This window comes from Candidatus Acidiferrales bacterium (assembly GCA_036514995.1).
GTDB lineage: Bacteria > Acidobacteriota > Terriglobia > Acidiferrales > DATBWB01 > DATBWB01.
In genome coordinates, this window is the sequence record DATBWB010000058.1 from 1 (window position 1) to 16,221 (window position 16,221).

16 protein-coding genes are annotated in these 16,221 nt (G+C 61.9%); 5 read left to right on the forward strand and 11 right to left on the reverse strand.

Annotation, left to right across the window (positions count from 1 at the left end; genetic code table 11):
• Positions 1–126: 126 nt before the first annotated feature.
• The 11 genes from VIH17_03990 to ruvX all read right to left on the reverse strand — a co-directional run bounded on the left by VIH17_03990 (position 127) and on the right by ruvX (position 9,308).
• A complete protein-coding gene (locus VIH17_03990; GenBank protein ID HEY4682393.1) occupies positions 127–663 on the reverse strand; it encodes a PilZ domain-containing protein in 537 nt (178 codons plus the stop codon).
• Positions 664–1,142: 479 nt separating this feature from the next.
• Positions 1,143–2,138, reverse strand: coding sequence for an inorganic phosphate transporter (locus VIH17_03995; protein ID HEY4682394.1), 996 nt, complete (start codon positions 2,136–2,138; stop codon positions 1,143–1,145).
• A gap of 80 nt (positions 2,139–2,218) precedes the next feature.
• Positions 2,219–2,851, reverse strand: coding sequence for a DUF47 family protein (locus VIH17_04000; GenBank protein HEY4682395.1), 633 nt, complete (start codon positions 2,849–2,851; stop codon positions 2,219–2,221).
• A 179-nt stretch (positions 2,852–3,030) separates the two neighbouring features.
• The gene (locus VIH17_04005) at positions 3,031–3,402 is read right to left on the reverse strand and encodes a hypothetical protein (protein HEY4682396.1); all 372 of its coding nucleotides are present in this window, start codon (positions 3,400–3,402) and stop codon (positions 3,031–3,033) included.
• Positions 3,403–3,532: 130 nt separating this feature from the next.
• Positions 3,533–4,213 (reverse strand): ABC transporter ATP-binding protein, encoded by a 681-nt coding sequence (locus VIH17_04010; protein ID HEY4682397.1) that lies wholly within the window; start codon positions 4,211–4,213, stop codon positions 3,533–3,535.
• A 169-nt stretch (positions 4,214–4,382) separates the two neighbouring features.
• The gene (locus VIH17_04015; GenBank protein ID HEY4682398.1) at positions 4,383–5,480 is read right to left on the reverse strand and encodes an ABC transporter permease; all 1,098 of its coding nucleotides are present in this window, start codon (positions 5,478–5,480) and stop codon (positions 4,383–4,385) included.
• Positions 5,477–6,367: a hypothetical protein gene (locus VIH17_04020; GenBank protein HEY4682399.1), complete on the reverse strand. Its 891-nt coding sequence runs from the start codon at positions 6,365–6,367 to the stop codon at positions 5,477–5,479. The genes VIH17_04015 and VIH17_04020 overlap by 4 nt, the downstream gene beginning before the upstream one ends.
• Before the next feature lie 106 nt (positions 6,368–6,473).
• Positions 6,474–7,019: a hypothetical protein gene (locus VIH17_04025; protein HEY4682400.1), complete on the reverse strand. Its 546-nt coding sequence runs from the start codon at positions 7,017–7,019 to the stop codon at positions 6,474–6,476.
• Between the two features lie 9 nt (positions 7,020–7,028).
• On the reverse strand, positions 7,029–7,580 hold the full coding sequence (locus VIH17_04030) for a hypothetical protein (protein ID HEY4682401.1): 552 nt from the start codon (positions 7,578–7,580) through the stop codon (positions 7,029–7,031).
• Positions 7,581–7,589: 9 nt separating this feature from the next.
• Positions 7,590–8,837, reverse strand: a complete 1,248-nt coding sequence (gene mltG / locus VIH17_04035) for an endolytic transglycosylase MltG (protein HEY4682402.1) — start codon at positions 8,835–8,837, stop codon at positions 7,590–7,592.
• A 3-nt stretch (positions 8,838–8,840) separates the two neighbouring features.
• Positions 8,841–9,308 (reverse strand): Holliday junction resolvase RuvX, encoded by a 468-nt coding sequence (ruvX, locus tag VIH17_04040; protein ID HEY4682403.1) that lies wholly within the window; start codon positions 9,306–9,308, stop codon positions 8,841–8,843.
• A 129-nt stretch (positions 9,309–9,437) separates the two neighbouring features.
• Here ruvX and thrC point away from each other — a divergent pair, with 129 nt between their 5' ends.
• The 5 genes from thrC (at position 9,438) to VIH17_04065 (ending at position 16,123) form a co-directional block, all read left to right on the forward strand.
• Positions 9,438–10,721 carry a threonine synthase gene (gene thrC, locus VIH17_04045; protein HEY4682404.1) on the forward strand — a complete coding sequence of 428 codons (1,284 nt, stop codon included), beginning with the start codon at positions 9,438–9,440 and terminating at the stop codon, positions 10,719–10,721.
• 6 nt (positions 10,722–10,727) lie between these two features.
• Complete coding sequence (locus VIH17_04050; protein ID HEY4682405.1) at positions 10,728–12,140, forward strand: 8-oxoguanine deaminase; 1,413 nt, start codon at positions 10,728–10,730, stop codon at positions 12,138–12,140.
• A 180-nt stretch (positions 12,141–12,320) separates the two neighbouring features.
• Complete coding sequence (locus tag VIH17_04055) at positions 12,321–13,205, forward strand: xanthine dehydrogenase family protein subunit M (GenBank protein HEY4682406.1); 885 nt, start codon at positions 12,321–12,323, stop codon at positions 13,203–13,205.
• Positions 13,202–13,705 (forward strand): (2Fe-2S)-binding protein, encoded by a 504-nt coding sequence (locus VIH17_04060; protein HEY4682407.1) that lies wholly within the window; start codon positions 13,202–13,204, stop codon positions 13,703–13,705. The genes VIH17_04055 and VIH17_04060 overlap by 4 nt, the downstream gene beginning before the upstream one ends.
• Before the next feature lie 81 nt (positions 13,706–13,786).
• Positions 13,787–16,123: a molybdopterin cofactor-binding domain-containing protein gene (locus VIH17_04065; GenBank protein ID HEY4682408.1), complete on the forward strand. Its 2,337-nt coding sequence runs from the start codon at positions 13,787–13,789 to the stop codon at positions 16,121–16,123.
• The last annotated feature ends 98 nt before the right edge of the window (positions 16,124–16,221 follow it).

Here is a 16,221-nt window from a genome sequence, read left to right on the forward strand (position 1 = left end):
ATGCTGCCTGCCAGTGTCGTTCCAACCTGAGAGAGATCAGGGGGCACCAAGACGACCGCTTCCCGATGGTCCCGAAGCTTCGAGACGATCCAGCGCAACTCCTGGGGGCAAGCAGTTGGAACGGCGCTAGCGACGCAGTGCCCGGAGCAGCGCGGATCCTTCCGCCTCGGTCAGAATCCCTTTTTTGATCAGAAGGCTGATGAGCAGGCTCAAGATTTGGCGCTCGGACAAGGACGACTCCTGGGTCGTGTCACGGGGTCTTGGGGCCTCGGGGACCGAGATCTTCTCTCCCCTTAGCTCGGCGAGCCATCTCTCCAGCGCCGGCTTTTGGTCCGGCTCAACGCGCGTAAAGGCGATCCCCATCCCCATGCCCGGCTGGGAATGAACCACTGTACCAGAAGCTTCGAAAGTCCTTTCGTGATGCGTGAGCCGCAGCTTGAGTTCGGTGCCCGCCGAGAAGGGGTTCATCGTATCCACGTAACAACCACTGACGCTCAGGTCAGTGGTGCGTGCCTTGACCGCGGTCTCCGACCGCACGTCGATCAGCTCGGCAGCGGCAACGAACGGGTAGCGAGTGGCCGGAGGCCCTGCGGCAGCCTTGTTGTCGGTCTTCGAGCCCGGCTCGGCTGCGCCCTTCTTTGTTTCGGAAGGAGGTTCGGGCATGGTTTACGTGGCAACCATTCTAGACGAATAGAAGGACTCTGGCCACACGGATTGAGCGTGTGGCACAGGCAAGCCGCATCTTTTTCTGCGCAAGCTCCCACCCTTAAAATATGGAACACATCAAGGTAGTCGGTGTGTAACCGCCGGAGGCAGCTTTCGAGGCCCCGGCGAACCACCCAGTTACCGAAATTGCCCACGCCGGTGGCCACGACAAACTTCTCGTGATGGGCGGGCAGCACTTCGCGGAGAACCCGGACCATCTGCACATCCCAGTAAAACCAGAAAAGGTAGTTCATGCCGGCTTCGATGCCCGCGCGAAGCGCCGCCCCGCCCGGCCGGTAACGACCGCTCAACCCGAGCCGGAAGACTCGCTGCCCGGTACGGCCGAGGGTCGTGAACAGAAAGTCCGTGACGAGGCTAGTTTCCTTTTGCATTCTTTTCTCTTATCCCGCCATGAACCTGCCCGGCCTGATGGCGGGCTAGTGCCAGAACACTTGGAGAATTTTCGTGACGCCCCAGCCCAGAAAGGCGCAGAAGGGGAAAGTGAGAATCCAGGCGATTACCATTTCTCGGCCTACGCCCCAGCGCACGGCGGAGAAGCCACGAGTGCTGCCGACACCCATAATGGCGGTGTTGATGGTGTGAGTGGTGCTGAGGGGCACGCCGAGGCGGGAGGCGAGTTCGATGGTGAGGGCGGCGGCGGTCTCGGCGCAAAAGCCATGCACGGGCTCTAGCTTGGTGAGTCGCAGCCCCATGGTGCGGACGATGCGCCAGCCCCCGACGGCGGTGCCCATGCCCATCGTTACCGCGCAGAGCAGGACGACCCAGTTGGGGATAGCGAATGCCGGCGTCAAACCTCCCAGAAAAAGAGCCAGGGCAAAGACGCCGATGAACTTCTGGCCGTCGTTGTTGCCGTGGCTGAAAGCCATAAACGCGGCTGAGAGAATCTGGAGCCGGCCAAAAATCACTCGCACCCTTTCCGGACGGGCCCGAAAGAAGATGCGATAGACCAGAATCATTAAGAGCAAGCCGCCGCCGAAGCCGAGGAAGGAGGAAAATCCGATACCGACGAGAACCTTTTTCCACCCCTCCCAGAGCAGCGCCTGTGGCCCGGCCGTTGCCAGGGCGGCTCCGCTGAGCCCGGCGACCAGAGCGTGGCTTTCGCTGGTAGGCAGGCCACGCGTCCAGGCCAGCATGCTCCAGCAAACAATGGCGATCATGGCAGTGGCGATGGTCTGCAAGTTGATGACGGCTGGATTGACAATCCCTTTCCCAATGGTATGCGCCACGGCCTGGCCGGCAAAGGCACCGGCGATGTTCAGGGCCGTTGCCATGAGCACGGCCGGATACGGCCGGAGCACCCGGGTGGAAACGACGGTGGCGATGGCATTGGGAGCGTCCGTCCAGCCGTTCACGAACTCGGCCGCCAAGACAAGGAGAAGGACAACCAGGGTGGAAGTCTCAATTCCCGCCATCGGGTGGCCTCCGAGCAGATGCCTTCCCCAAACACGGATAAGTCACGAAGCTAGCGGGGTACAGAGGACGGCCGTCGAGCTCAGCCGCCTTTCAGAACGACGGCTTCCAGGACGTTGGCGACGTCCTCGCACTTGTCGGTGGCGAACTCGAGCACTTCGATGATCTCTTTCCACTTGATAATTTGCACGGGGTCCTTTTCTTCTTCGAAGAGCTGAGCGATCAGGGAGTGGCAGAGCCGATCACCTTCATTTTCCAGCCGGTTGATCTCAATGCAGTAGTCGAGGATGAGGACATGGTTCCGCTTCTCGAGCACACGCACCGCCGCCACCACCTGCTCGGCGGCCCGCAGCACGATCTTGGCCAGCTCGACCACGCCGGGGCGGATGTGCTCGAGGCCGTAAATTACCAGCCGGCCGGCAACAGCATCAATCAGGTCGAGCACGTCGTCCATTTTGCTGGCAAGCTCGTGGATGTCTTCGCGGCCAAAGGGGGTAATGAACGTTTGGTCGAGCCGCCTCATGAGGTTGTGGGTGATGGTGTCGCCCTTGTGCTCGAGGTCTTTGATCTTTCCCGTCTGGGCAGCCACGTCGGTGTAATGCTCCAGCAGTTCGGTCAGAGCCTTGGCAGCGGCGTGGATGTTCTCCGCCTGCTCGGCGAACAGGTCGAAGAAAGACAGTTCGCGCGGCAGAATCCGGCTCAGCAATCCTGGCATGACAGTCGAACTCCTTTAAGAAGTGCTCAACGAGCGTCCGACTATACCCGAAACAAAGGCTGCGGGCAAGGAAGGGCTGCGGGGAAGAGCGCGTTACGGCGACCGACTGAGGCATGCATAAGGGACTCGCGGATATTCATTCGCCCTACCGTGGGCAAGCCCCGTTGAATCGGGGCAAGCTACTTGCGAACGGTCACCGCATACCAGAGGACGGAACCGTCCCCTTCGGTTACCGGCTCGATCCTCAAGATCGTAAAAGGCGGCTGAAGGTTTTTCGCAAGCGCTTGATGCACGGCGCGTTCCCAGCCGGGCTTGTCGGCGGCGGGCAGCAACTCCGCGCTCACTCGATAGACTCTCAAGCGAGCCGCGGGCTCTTCGGTAAGCAACTGGATCCCGGCGGTGGGATTGGGGGTTGGAACCTGGTCGTGGAACCAGCTCCGGGGAGTGAGGAAGACAAAGAGGAGGACGGCGGCAACGGCGATGTCATACTGCCAGGTGCCGCGCTCCTGCGACCAGAAGAAAAAGCGCGAAAAATTTCGCGATGGATTCATACGAATTTTTCCAGCCTGGCGCATGACTGGTGCCGTTCCAACTTGATGAGCCTATACATCTCGATCCTGGATGATCAATAAAGCATGCCGTGTGACTTGCCGAAAATGGCCTCAAATAGTTGGAACGGCACTAGGCGACGCCGTCCTGGATTTGTCCATCGCGCATGTGCATCACCCGGCGGGCGTAGGCTGCGGCCTCCGGGTTATGGGTGATCATCAGGATGGTCTGCCCCAATTCCTGGTTCAGCTTTTCGAGCATCTTCAGCACGACTTCCGCGGTCTTGCTGTCCAGGTTGCCGGTGGGCTCATCCGCCAGCACAATTTTAGGTTCGTTGATGATGGCGCGGGCGATGGCGACGCGCTGCTGCTCGCCGCCGGAGAGCATGGAGGGTTTGTGGCGAAGGCGCTCGCTCAGCCCGAGCAAGTCGGTGACCAGCTTAAAGCGGTGGGGATCGAAGCCGTTGCCGTGGATGTGCTGGGCGATGGCGATATTGCCTTCGGCGGTCAGTGTCGGAAGGAGGTTGAACCGCTGGAACACGAAGCCGATCTTGGTGCGACGAATCTGCGTCCGCACGGCGTCCGAAAGTTCAGTGAGGTCGTTCCCATCCACCAGCACCCGGCCCCGAGTGGCCTGCGTCAGCCCACCGATGATATAGAGCAGCGTGGATTTTCCGCAGCCGGAAGGGCCCATGACGGCAACGAATTCCCCCGGCATCACCTCCAACGATACCCCTTGCAAGGCGGCCACATCTACCTTGCCCACGCGGTAGATCTTCCAGAGATTCTCGGTTTTTAGGATAGCTTCGGACAACCCCGCCTCACGGGGCACGCTACGCCCCGACCAAACATAAATCTTACACCCATCAGCGCGGGTCTGCCAGCCCCGGCCTTTCCCACGCACGGCACAGCGTAGGGGCAAGCTTCAGCTTGCCCTCTCTCTCTCGCTTGCCCTCGTTTTGGCGCGGTCTAAAGACCGGCCCCTACTCATACGCCAAGGCTTCAATGGGGTCCTGTTTGGCGGCCAGATAGGCCGGGTAAAGGGCGCCGGCCAGAGCCGCGACGGCTGCCAGGAACGAAGCTTTTGCGAGCCAGCCGCCGGTGATGAGGATGATCAGGGTGGGAAAGAGATTTAGCATCAGCGCCCGCGTCAGGTAGCTCAGGCCGATGCCCGCGCCGATGCCGATGCCGCCAAGCAGCCCCGCCTCGCTCAGCACCAGCTTGACGAGGTAGCGGTCGGAAGCGCCCATGGATTTCAGAATCCCGATTTCGTGGGTGCGCTCGAGGATGGTGGTGTACATGGAGAGGAAAATCACCAGGAACCCGATGACCACCGCCAGCACGATCATGGAGTCAACGAACGCGTTCAACCCGGGCAGGCTGCTCGAGGTCATCATGGAAAGGTAGGATTTGAGCGGCCGGAGCTGGTGCCGGGGAAAGACCCGCTGCATGGCCGCCATCACCTGGCTGGTTTCCTCCGGGTCTTTGCACTTGACAAAGAAGATGGAAGCTTTGTCTTGCGACCCGGAAAGGTCCTGAAGAGTGGCGAGGGGGACGAACAGGCGCGATCCCTTGCCGTGCTCGACGATGCCGACCACCCGAAAATCATGGTCCAGCAAACGCCTGGTTTCCCCCACGCGAATCTTTTTGGCCGCGGCATAGAAATCGTCCACCAGAAGCTCGTCCGGTTCCTCGAATGCGCCTCCCTGGTGGAACACGAAGCCGCCCGAAACGGCGTCGAAGCTCTTCGGCTCGATGCCATAGATCAACTCAATGCCGGCGGAATGGAACTGAACCAGGACCGGCGCCACCGCCTTGACGCCCTTCATTTGCTCGAGCTTCTCCCGGATCCGGATGGGCATGGGCGCGCCGCTGAAGGCCAGAATCAACGACGAAGAGGGCGGCTGCATCATGATGTCGGCACCGATGCCCTCAATGCGCTTGGCCGAGTCTTGAAGCAGCCCGCTCGTCAAACCCACGATGATAACGACCAAGGTCACCTCGACGGCGATGGCGATGATACTGATCGCCGTCCGCACGGGGCGATGGGCGATGTTGCGGCTGATCAACTCAGCGATCATCGTGAAGCTTCCTTCGAGGCTTCGAGCTTCACCAACTCCGAGCCGGGCGGCTGGGCCAGCTCAAATTTTTCGGCGGCGAGCGGTTGATTGGCGATCAATTTCTGAACCTGGAGAACCAGCGTGTAATCGTCGCGTGGCCGCAGAAGCGTGATCGAGCGCGGGTAGTTGATCTCGCCGAAAGCCGCATAGTCGGCATAGGTTGCATCGGAGACCAGCCGCCCGCCGGACGCAAAACTCTGAATGCGGGCTACGCTCAAGTCCGCCCGATCCAGCCATATTTTTTTCTGGATCTCGAGGCCGGCTTCGCCCCCGGCCGGCTTTTCCCGCAGCAGAGAAATGACGTAGTAACGATACGGCGGCGCGTCCCACTCCTCGGGAAAGGTTCGCAAACCAGAATCGGCCGAGCGCTCGGCGACGGGTGACGGTAAGAGCGCCTCCACCAGGTGCCCCGGCCGGAGGTTTTCAATCGGCTTCTTCGAAACGCGCTCCAGGCGGTTCGGACCCACGATGAACTTCTTCTTGGACGGGATGGAAATCTGGAACGTCTCGCCATCCGTCACCATGTCAAAAATGTTGGTGTGAACAAGGGGCGCCTGGCCGATGAGGCGCAGCTTGGCCGGCCGCTCGGCAAGGATGAAGGCGCGAATGTCGTGGTATTGCTCGATGACCCCGGAATAGGTCGAACCGGCGGTAGGGAAGAGTTGCACCGTGGCGTTGAGAGTGCGGATGGAGTCCGCCCAGGCGCGATATCGCTCGAGAAGCGTGTCCAGCGTCGCTTCCTGCGCGGGGCGTATGGCCGAGGGTGGCAGCCGCTTGATCACCTTCACCTTGGGGCCGCAGCCACCCAGCGCCAGGGTCGAGACGATGACGATGATGGCACATTTCATAAAGCCTTCGATCCCCGGTGATCCGCGGCGGCCGCCGAGCAAATGGGCAATCTAGCAGCCGCTCCGATAGCCTGTCAATCGAAGCCGGCCATGCCCTGACGCCGGCTTACATTTTCATCCTCAGGTTATGACGGGCGGCAATGGGTTGCAGTTGCCTGGCGAGATCGGCGGTTGTGAGTCGATCGGAGAACACGATCACCTGGCCGTCGTAGAGTTCGATGACCGCCATGGCGGTGTAGCGTTCGAGGGCGCCAGCATAGGCATCGACGCCGCGATGGGAAAGGTCTCTTTCCAGATCGGGATCGGCACTGGCGCCATTTCCGGCCCGACCGCCGAAGAGATCGCCGTAGAAGCGCTGCGCCAGTTGCGCCAGCGATTCCGCCCCGGGCGAGGCGACGCTCAAGCACCGCTCGCCGGCAAGCATGCAACAGGGAATCCCGTGGCCAGCGCAAAAATCTCCCACCCGCCGCGTCTGGCTGAAGAAGTCGAGCGAATAAGCCTGGCTGCCAAACAGGGCAGCCAGGATTTCCGTCCACACGGGCACCGCGCTCGCCGGGGTCAGCGGCTCTTGTGTCTCTTCGTCGTAGAGGGAGAGCCGCAGCGTCCCCACCGGCAGCCCAAGATCCACCGACTCCAGTTCGAGCAGGGTCACGGGAGAGTATCAAACCGCCGGCCCGGCCGGGCCAAAGCGCTCCTGGAATTCCGGCGACTGCTTTCGCAATTCCAACCAGTCAAAGAAGGCATCGGGGAGCTCCAGCCACCGGCCGAACCAGAGCGCGATCTCCTCTTTCTCAGCTCGCTTGTTGGAGGCAACCTTCGCGTTGCGCGCGATCATCATCGCCCGGCGCTGGCCTTTCTGAGCCACCGCCCGCACCCGGTTCAGGGCGCGGCGGTCCGCCACCTTCTGGAATTTTCGCCAGAGTTCGTCCAAGCGGACGAGCGATACCTCCGCGTCGTAGAGCGTGCTGAAATGAAGGAGGTCGCGAAATTCTTCTTCGTAGCGGCCCTCGGTATCGGTGGCTTGCGATTCGACCACCGGGATGCCGGCGTCCTCCAACACACTTGCCAGGTAGTCGAGCGAAGTCGGGCCCTCTTCCGGCCCGAGCTGAACGATCAGCCGCCGGGCAATGCCATCCAGATCGGATAGTGTCGCGCGGCGGAGATTCATCCCCCGGGCGACCTCCAGGATCAGGGACTTTTTCGTCTTGCTCACCAGTCTCCCCTAACGGGATCGGCCGGCTGGAGGCCTCGTCGAGATTCTACCGCTTTTGGGGTTCTTTACGGAACCGTCGCCCCGTTGTGGCGCGGTTGTCGTTTTGGGAGGCTGGGGAGGCGTGAGGAGCTTCTTGGGCGGACGAGGAGTCGCTTGGGACGGCGCGGTCGTCGCCGTTCGCCCGCTTCCCGCCACCGGTGGGGTGGCCTCTGCCCTCCCGCTTTGCTGGGCGACTGCCTGAGCCAGGGCCTGCTGGGCCAGAAGATGCCGATAGCGCGCCACATTCTCCGAGTGCTGGGCGAGCGTCTTGCCGAAGAAATGCCCGCCGCGGGTGTTACTCACGAAGTATAGATAGTCCACATAAGGCGGGTAGAGAGCCGCCTCGAGCGAGCTTTTGCCGGGATTGGCGATCGGCCCGGGCGGCAGCCCGCGGTTCCGGTAGGTGTTGTAAGGTGACCGGATGGCGAGCGTTTGGCGGTCAATTGTTCCGCCAAAGCGATTGAGCAACCGAGCGGCGTAAATGACGGTTGGGTCGCACTGAAGCGCCACCTGCCGCCGCAAGCGGTTGTAAAACACGCCCGCCACCAAAAAACGTTCCTGGGTGTTGGATGTCTCTTTTTCGACGAGCGACGCCATGGTCACCAATCCGTGGACAGAAAGGCTGTAAGGATTGCGGCCGTGCGGCCCAAACTGGTCAAAGACCTGCCGGAAGCGTTGCACCATCGTCGCCACAATCTGGTGCGGGCTCACCCCCATGGGGAAGGAATAGGTGTCGGGGAAAAGATAGCCTTCCAGGTTAGGCGCTTCGGGAGCCAAATCGGAAATCAGGGAAACGTCCCGCGCTGCCTCGAGAAAACTTTCCGCCGTGACCAGCCCTTCGCGCTCGAATTGCCGCGCGATCTCGAACATGGTAAGACCCTCGAGGATCGCCAGCATGTGCTGATAGACTTCGCCACGCGCCAGCTTTTCAAAAACGTCGTAGGGCGAGAGCGGCTTCTGGAAGTAATATTCCCCGGCCTTCAGCGTTTGCTTTGGCTTGAGAAGGCAGATCAACACGAAAGGGAACCGGCTGCGGATGACGCCAGCACCGGCCAGTTGCGTGGCAATGGTGGCGCGATGCGTGCCCGGGGCAATGACCACAAAAATCGGCTGGCCGTACCCCTGGTAGGGACGCCACAGCTCCATCGCCATCCACGAAACTCCCGCCACGGCGACCAGAACGGCAAATAGAACAGACTTGCGCACCGGATGTGCCAAAGCCTACTCCCTCGCCTTCGCTTGGCGATCAAGATAAGCCCGAAGAACGAGGCTGGCTGCCACGCTATCCACTGCCCGGCCCTGCCGTTGCCGGGATGCTCCTGACTCGGAGAGAATTTCTTTTGCCGCAAACGTGGTGAGCCGCTCATCTTCCAGCGCCACCGGCAGGCCAAGCTCGCGGTGCAGGCGCCGCGCAAACGAGGCCGCCCGCCGGGCCATTTCTCCCTCATCGCCACTCAAACGAAGGGGATAGCCAACCACGATTTGTTTCACCTCGTGCTCCCGGCAAACCTTGCGCAAGCGACGAAAATCCTCGTTGCGATTCACTCGTTCCAGGCTGGACAGGGCTTGGGTCGTGATACCGAGAAGATCGGAGACGGCCAGGCCCAACCGGCGCGTGCCAAAATCAATTGCCAGCACCCGCCCGCGATGGCCTGGCCCCTTGCTAGCATCCCCAGGGGAGCCTTTCATTCAAAAGTATTATAGCGGCCGTCCCCCCAAGCCGTCAATTTGACTCACACGGGCGAGGCTTCGCTTTTCCTCAGCCTCTTGTCCTGCGATATGATAGTCGGGCTTGCCCCGAGCTAATCGGGGCTCGCCGTGAACCGCGTTGGGGGCGGGAAGATGTCCTTTGTGACCGGACTCCGGTGCGTATTTTGCGGTCGCGTCCACTCGACGCGAGTGGGCTACACGTGTCCCGACTGTGGAATCACCGGCATCCTGGACGTGCAGTATGATTACCGGGCAATTGGAAAGAGGCTCAATCGCAAGTCGCTCGCCCGGCGTGCCGATCGCAGCCATTGGCGCTACCGCGAGCTCTTGCCCATCAGCGACCGCTCTCCCCTTCCCGCTTTGCCCGTGGGGTGGACGCCCATCCTGGAGACCGCGGCGCTTGCCCGGCACGTCGGCGTCAGAAAGCTCTATCTCAAGGATGACGGCCGCAATCCCACTGGTTCGCTCAAAGACCGCGCCAGTGCGGTCGGCGTCGCCAAAGCTTTGGAGAAGCGGCGGCAGACCATCGCCTGTGCCAGCACGGGCAATGCCGCCTCATCGCTGGCCGGAATGGCGGCCTCGACCGGGATGCGCAGCTTCATCTTTGTTCCCGAGCGCGCGCCCGAGCCAAAAGTGACTCAGCTTCTCATTTTCGGCGCCACGGTCTTGCGCGTCCAGGGAAGCTACGAGCAGGCCTACGGTCTCTGCCAGCAGGCCTGCGAGCGGTGGGGCTGGTATAACCGCAACTGCGCCATCAACCCCTACCTGGTCGAAGGGAAAAAGACAGTCAGCCTGGAAATTTGCGAGCAGCTCGAGTGGCAGCTTCCCGATTGGGTCGCGGTTTCCGTGGGCGACGGGTGTACCATCGCCGGCGCCTGGAAAGGTTTTCGCGAGATGAAAGCGCTGGGCCTGGTTCGCCGGACGCCCAAAATGTTGGGTGTCCAGGCGGAGGGGGCGGCGCCGGTGACCGCCGCGTTTCGCTCGGGCGAGCCTCTTCGCCCCGTTGAACCAAACACCCTGGCGGATAGCATCGCCGTCGGCGTGCCCCGCAACTGGAAAAAGGCCGTGCTGGCCGTCCGGGAATCCGGCGGCACCATGCTCAATGTTTCGGACGAAGAAATTATGGACGCCATGCGCTACACCGGCCGGCTGGCCGGCGTTTTTGCTGAGCCGGCTGCCGCCACCGCAGTAGCTGGCCTGCGCCGGGCCGTCGTCGAAGGACTCATTCCCAAACAGGCCAGCGCCTTGGCCGTGATCACCGGCAACGGCCTCAAAGACATCAAATCGGCCACCAGCGCCGTCTCCGGCCCGTTTGAAGTTTCTCCGGAGCTCGGCCCGCTTGCCGATTTGCTGGCTGAGCGCGGCTTGGTTCCGCAAACATCGGTTTCTTGATCCATCATGAGATCTCGAAAATTCACTTCCCTTCTGATCAAAGACATTCACACCCTGGTGACGATGGATCCTCGGGATACCGTCATCCGCGGAGGGTTCCTGTACGCTGAGGACGGGGAAATCCGGCAAATCGGCGGGCGACCGGCGCGCCCGCCCTGGCGGGTTCGCGCGAGCCCCGATCGAATCGGGGCGAGCAGAACCCTCTCCGCTCGCCACTTGCTGGCTGTTCCGGGACTCATCAACACCCACCACCATCTCTGCCAGACGTTGACGCGCGCTGTTCCAGCCGCCGCTAACGCTGAACTTTTCGATTGGCTGAAAACCCTCTATCCCATCTGGGCCCGCCTGGACGAAGAGGCGATGTATCTCGCCGCCATGGTGGGCATGGCGGAGCTGATGCTCTCCGGTTGCACGACCTCTTCCGACCATCACTATCTTTTCCCCCGCGGCCAGGCCTATCTCATGGACGCGGAGATCGAAGCCGCCCGAAAGATTGGCATGCGATTTCATCCCTGCCGCGGCAGCATGAGCGTAAGCCAAAAGGACGGCGGTCTGCCGCCGGACTCGGTGGTGCAAGATGAGCCGGCCATTCTGGCCGATTCGGAACGAGTGATTTCGAAGTATCACGACCCGAGACCGGGCGCGATGCTGCGCATCGGCCTGGCCCCCTGTTCCCCCTTCTCGGTCAGCAAGCACCTCATGCGGGAAACGGCGGAGTTGGCCAGGCGGCACCGGGTTCGATTGCACACACATCTTGCCGAGACGAAGAGTGAAGAAGCGCATTGCCGGGAGAGATTTGGCCAGCGACCGCTCGAGTTTCTTGAGGAAGCCGGCTGGATGGCAGACACCACCTGGTTGGCCCATGGCATTCACTTCAACGATGGGGAGGTGGAGCGGCTGGGTCGCGCGCGGGTCGGCATCGCCCACTGTCCCACTTCCAACATGCGCCTTGGGTCAGGCATTGCCCCGGTGAAGGCTCTCCGCCGCTGCGGCTGTCCCGTGGGATTGGGTGTGGACGGCAGTGCGTCGAATGACAGCTCCGAGATGCTGGCCGAGGTGAGGCAAGCGCTCTTGCTCGCTCGAGTGGCAGGGGGAGCGACGGCCTTGACGGTCAAAGAAGCTTTGCGCCTGGCGACGGTGGAAGGCGCCGCCTGCCTGGGGCGCGAAGACCTCGGCAGCTTGGAGGTCGGCAAACGGGCTGACGTCGCTCTATTCGACTTGAGTGAGCTGGGCTATAGCGGCGCCGGTGACCCTCTGCTGGCGTTGTTGTTGTGCGCGCCGGCCCGGGTGCACACCCTGGTTGTAGAAGGACGGGTGGTCGTGGAGGGAAGGGAACTGCGAACGATTGACGTGGCGCCCTATCTCCGCCGGCATCGGCGCGCCGCTGCCAAACTCCTTGGAGGGCCTCCGCTGCTCTGATAGAATTGTTGCGTTTCCTTGTCCCGAAGTCTCGGGACGGGCTCCGCCCGGAGGCCTGAGCCGCCCGTGAGTCTCGGAATTCTGGCCGCGCTGGGCGGCCTTTTTGTCTGCCCTCGAAAGACGCGCACTTTCGCGTGTCACGCTCCTGGCTAACCAGGGCAGACTCGTCGGGGATCGGCGATGGCGAACCGCATCGAGGCTTTCTACCGTCCCACCACCATTGCTGAAGCTTTGCGATTCATGCGCCCGCCGCGGCGGGGCAAGGGGCGTTTTGTAGCCGGCGGAACCGACTTGATCGTCCAAGCAGATCGCTCGGTCCGGTTTGTGGTGGACATCGGCCGGCTCGGACTGAGTTACATCCAGGCGCGGGACGGCGGTTACGCCATCGGCGCCACCACCTCGATGTGGGACATTGAACATTCCCCGGCCCTCAAGAAGTTCGGCAGCGGCATCCTGGCGCAGGCGGCAGCTTCGTCCGGTTCGATCCAGCTTCGCAATATGGCGACCATCGGCGGCAATCTGGCGAATGCTTCTCCGGCTGCCGACCTCGCACCCCCGTTGCTCGCTCTCGATGCCGACGTCGTCATGGCTGGCCCCGCCGCGGCGGGCCGCCGCAACGTCCCCCTGAGCGAGTTTTTTCTCGGCGTGCGCAAAACCGTTCTCAAGGGCTCGCTCCTTGTTGAGATCTTGATTCCGGAGCCGCCGCGTGGTCGGGCGGCTTGGTCCTTTCAAAAGCTGGGGCGCACGCTGAGTGATATTTCCGTGGTGAATGTGGCCGCTGGTATTCAATTGGATCGCCAGGGCCGATGCGCGTGGGCTCGGATTGCCCTCGGCGCCGTTTCGCCAACGCCCCTCCGCGCCCGCCAAGCCGAGGAAATGCTGACCGGAAATACTTTGGACCGGGCATTGCTCGAGCGCGTTTGCCGAAAAGTCTCCGAAGAGGTTCGGCCCGTGACGGACATCCGTTCGACGGCTGAATACCGCCGGGAGATGAGCGCTGTCCTGGTGCGACATGCGCTCGAGGAGTGCGCCGGGCGGATCGGATACGAGCTCAAGAGAGCATGAGGATCGCTTTAACCATCAACGGCGAGGCGAAAGAGTGGACGATTGGCCCAGGCGATCTGTTGCTCGACGTCCTCCGCCGGGAAGGCTACTTCGGCGTCAAGCGCGGCTGCGAGACCGGAGAATGCGGTGCCTGTGCCGTCCTGGTGGATGGCAAGCCGGTGAATTCCTGTCTGATGTTTGCCGCCCAAGCGGATGAACGCGAGATCCTGACCATTGAAGGCGTGGCGAAAGACGGCAGGCTCGATCCCATCCAGGAGGCATTTCTCGACCACGGGGCGGTGCAGTGCGGTTTTTGCACCCCGGCGATGATTCTGTGCGCGAAAGCCTTGCTTGCCCAATATCCCGATCCGACGGAAGAGCAGGTGCGCGACATGCTCGCCGGGACTTTCTGCCGCTGCACGGGTTACGCCAAGCCAGTGGAAGCGATTCTCGCCGCGGCGAGGGTTTATCGCGAACGCGCCAAAGTGCCAAAACGCAGGAAGGAACGCGTTTATGTCTGAGATTCCTGCTGGTAGCGGCGACCTTTAGGTCGGCATTTTTGACCGCGGCACGAAATGCCCTACATCGAGACGATGCCTATCATGAGCAAGGAATACGCCCAAGTCGGCAAGCGAGTCCGCAAGGTGGACGGGGTCAAGCTGGTAACCGGCCGCCCGGCGTTCACCGATGACATCCACATGCTGGGAATGCTCTACGGAAAGATTTTTCCCAGCCCCCACGCTCACGCTCGCATCAAGCGGATTGACGCGCGCAAGGCAAAGGCCCTGGCCGGCGTGCATGCCGTGCTGACTTACCGGGATGTGCCGCGGGTGCCTCACACCACCGCCGGTCAGAGCTGGCCGGAGCCTTCACCGTACGATACCTATCTCCTGGACAGCAAAGTGCGCTTTGTGGGCGACCGCGTCGCCGCCGTGGCTGCCGAGACGCGAGCGATTGCCGAGCGGGCGCTCGAACTTATCGAGGTGGATTACGAGATCCTCCCGGGGGTGCTCGACGTGGAGCATGCCATGGATCCGGGCGCGGGAGTGATCCACGATGAGCCGGATTCCACCGGAATCTACGATGCCGCGCACAACATTGCCGGGCATATTCTCCGCGAGGTGGGGAATGTCGAGAAGGGCTTCCAGGAGGCCGATTTCATTTTTGAAAACGAATATCGCACGCCCCGCGTGCAACATTGCTCGCTTGAGCCGCACGTGACGATTACCTACCTGGATGAAGACGGCCGGCTCGTCATTCGCTCGAGCACCCAGGTCCCTTATCACACGCGCCGGCAGGTGGCGATGATTTTGCAGTTGCCGGTGAAGGACGTTCACGTCATCAAGCCGCGCATCGGCGGCGGCTTTGGCGGGAAGCAGGAAATGCTGCTTGAGGACATATGCGGAGCCCTGACGCTGGCCACGCGGCGGCCGGTGAAAATGGAGTTGACGCGGCGAGAAGAGTTTTTCATGAGCCGCAGCCGCCACCCGCAGATCCTGCGCCTGAAAATGGGGGTCAAGCGCGACGGCACCATCACCGCCAATCAGATGACCGTGCTGGCCACCACCGGCGCCTATGGCAGTCACTCCAAAACGGTGCAGGGGAACACCGGCAGCAAGGTTCTGCCGCTTTATCGCTCGCCCAATATGCGCTTTGAGTGTCACATCGCCTACACGAACCATCCGGTCGCCGGCGCCTTCCGGGGCTACGGCTGCCCGCAGGGCTTTTTTGCCCAGGAGTCGATGGTGGACGAAATCGCGGAAAAGCTGGGCATGGACCCGATTGAGTTTCGCCTGAAAAACATCATCCGCCAGGGCGACACGGATGAACTCTCGGCGGTGCTGGGCGAGGGCAGGCGGGGCCTGCCCCGGCACATCCGGACTTCCGGCTTACCCGAATGCCTGAGGCGCGGCGCGGAGGCGATTGGTTGGAAGGAGAAGCGAAGTCGCCCGGCGAAGGATCAGGACACCATTTGTCGCGGCGTGGGCGTAGCCTGCGCCATGCAGGGAAGCGGCATCGCCGGAATTGATTGGGCCTCGGCTATGCTGAAGATGAATGAAGATGGCTCGTTTAATCTTCAGGTTGGCGCGTCGGACATCGGCACCGGGGCAGACACCGTCCTGGCGCAGATCGCGGCGGAGACGCTTGGCGTGGACGTGGAAAAGATGATTGTCTGTTCCTCTGACACCGACTTTACCCCCTTTGACGTTGGCGCCTATGCCTCCAGCACGACGATCATCTCGGGCGGAGCGGTGAAGAAGGCGGCGGAAAAGGTTCGGGAGCAAATCTTGCAGGTTGCTTCCAAGATGATGGATGTGCCGCCGGACAAGCTGACCTGCAAGGACAATAAGGTTGTGACCAAATGCGAATGTACGAAATCGGTGACGATGGCGGAAGTGGCCATGCAAGCGCTCTACAAAGAAAAGCTCCAGATCATGGATAGCGCCTCGCATTTCCTCACCGATAGCCCGCCGCCGTTTGTGGCGCAATTGGCCGAGGTGGAGGTGAATCGGGAAACCGGCCACGTGCGGGTAGTGCACCTGGTTTCGGCGGTGGACCTGGGAGTGGCCATCAATCCCATGCAGGCAGAGGGGCAGGTCGAGGGGGCGGTGGCGCAGAGCCTGGGTTACGCTCTTTCGGAGCAAATGCTTTTCGACGACTGCGGCCGGATGCTCAACCCGACCTTCACCGACTATAAGATGTTCAGCGCCAAAGACATGCCCAGGCTCACGACGATTTTGGTCGAGACGGAAGAGCCGCTTGGTCCTTACGGGGCGAAGTCGATCGCCGAGGTTCCCATCAACGGTCCTGCCCCGGCGGTTGCCAACGCCATTTACAACGCCATCGGGATTCGTTTTCGAGAACTGCCCATCCGGCCAGAGACAGTGCTTCGCGCCCTCAAGGAGCAGGGTGCGCCGAGGCAAAAGGCAGACCGCTAGCCGCCTGCCTCAAAAATCCGGCGGAAGGGGTCGCCGCCCTCGGTGGCCAGCTTGAGCCAGGGACTGGCTGAAACCGTTGGCACCAGCCACCCTGATTT

Coding starts and splice junctions, on each gene's coding strand:
- VIH17_03990 (HEY4682393.1), bottom strand. CDS start 663: ATGCCCGAACCTCCTTCCGAAACAAAGAAGGGCGCAGCCGAGCCGGGC.
- VIH17_03995 (HEY4682394.1), bottom strand. CDS start 2,138: ATGGCGGGAATTGAGACTTCCACCCTGGTTGTCCTTCTCCTTGTCTTG.
- VIH17_04000 (HEY4682395.1), bottom strand. CDS start 2,851: ATGCCAGGATTGCTGAGCCGGATTCTGCCGCGCGAACTGTCTTTCTTC.
- VIH17_04005 (HEY4682396.1), bottom strand. CDS start 3,402: ATGAATCCATCGCGAAATTTTTCGCGCTTTTTCTTCTGGTCGCAGGAG.
- VIH17_04015 (HEY4682398.1), bottom strand. CDS start 5,480: ATGATCGCTGAGTTGATCAGCCGCAACATCGCCCATCGCCCCGTGCGG.
- VIH17_04020 (HEY4682399.1), bottom strand. CDS start 6,367: ATGAAATGTGCCATCATCGTCATCGTCTCGACCCTGGCGCTGGGTGGC.
- ruvX (HEY4682403.1), bottom strand. CDS start 9,308: ATGAAAGGCTCCCCTGGGGATGCTAGCAAGGGGCCAGGCCATCGCGGG.
- VIH17_04050 (HEY4682405.1), top strand. CDS start 10,728: ATGAGATCTCGAAAATTCACTTCCCTTCTGATCAAAGACATTCACACC.
- VIH17_04055 (HEY4682406.1), top strand. CDS start 12,321: ATGGCGAACCGCATCGAGGCTTTCTACCGTCCCACCACCATTGCTGAA.
- VIH17_04060 (HEY4682407.1), top strand. CDS start 13,202: ATGAGGATCGCTTTAACCATCAACGGCGAGGCGAAAGAGTGGACGATT.
- VIH17_04065 (HEY4682408.1), top strand. CDS start 13,787: ATGAGCAAGGAATACGCCCAAGTCGGCAAGCGAGTCCGCAAGGTGGAC.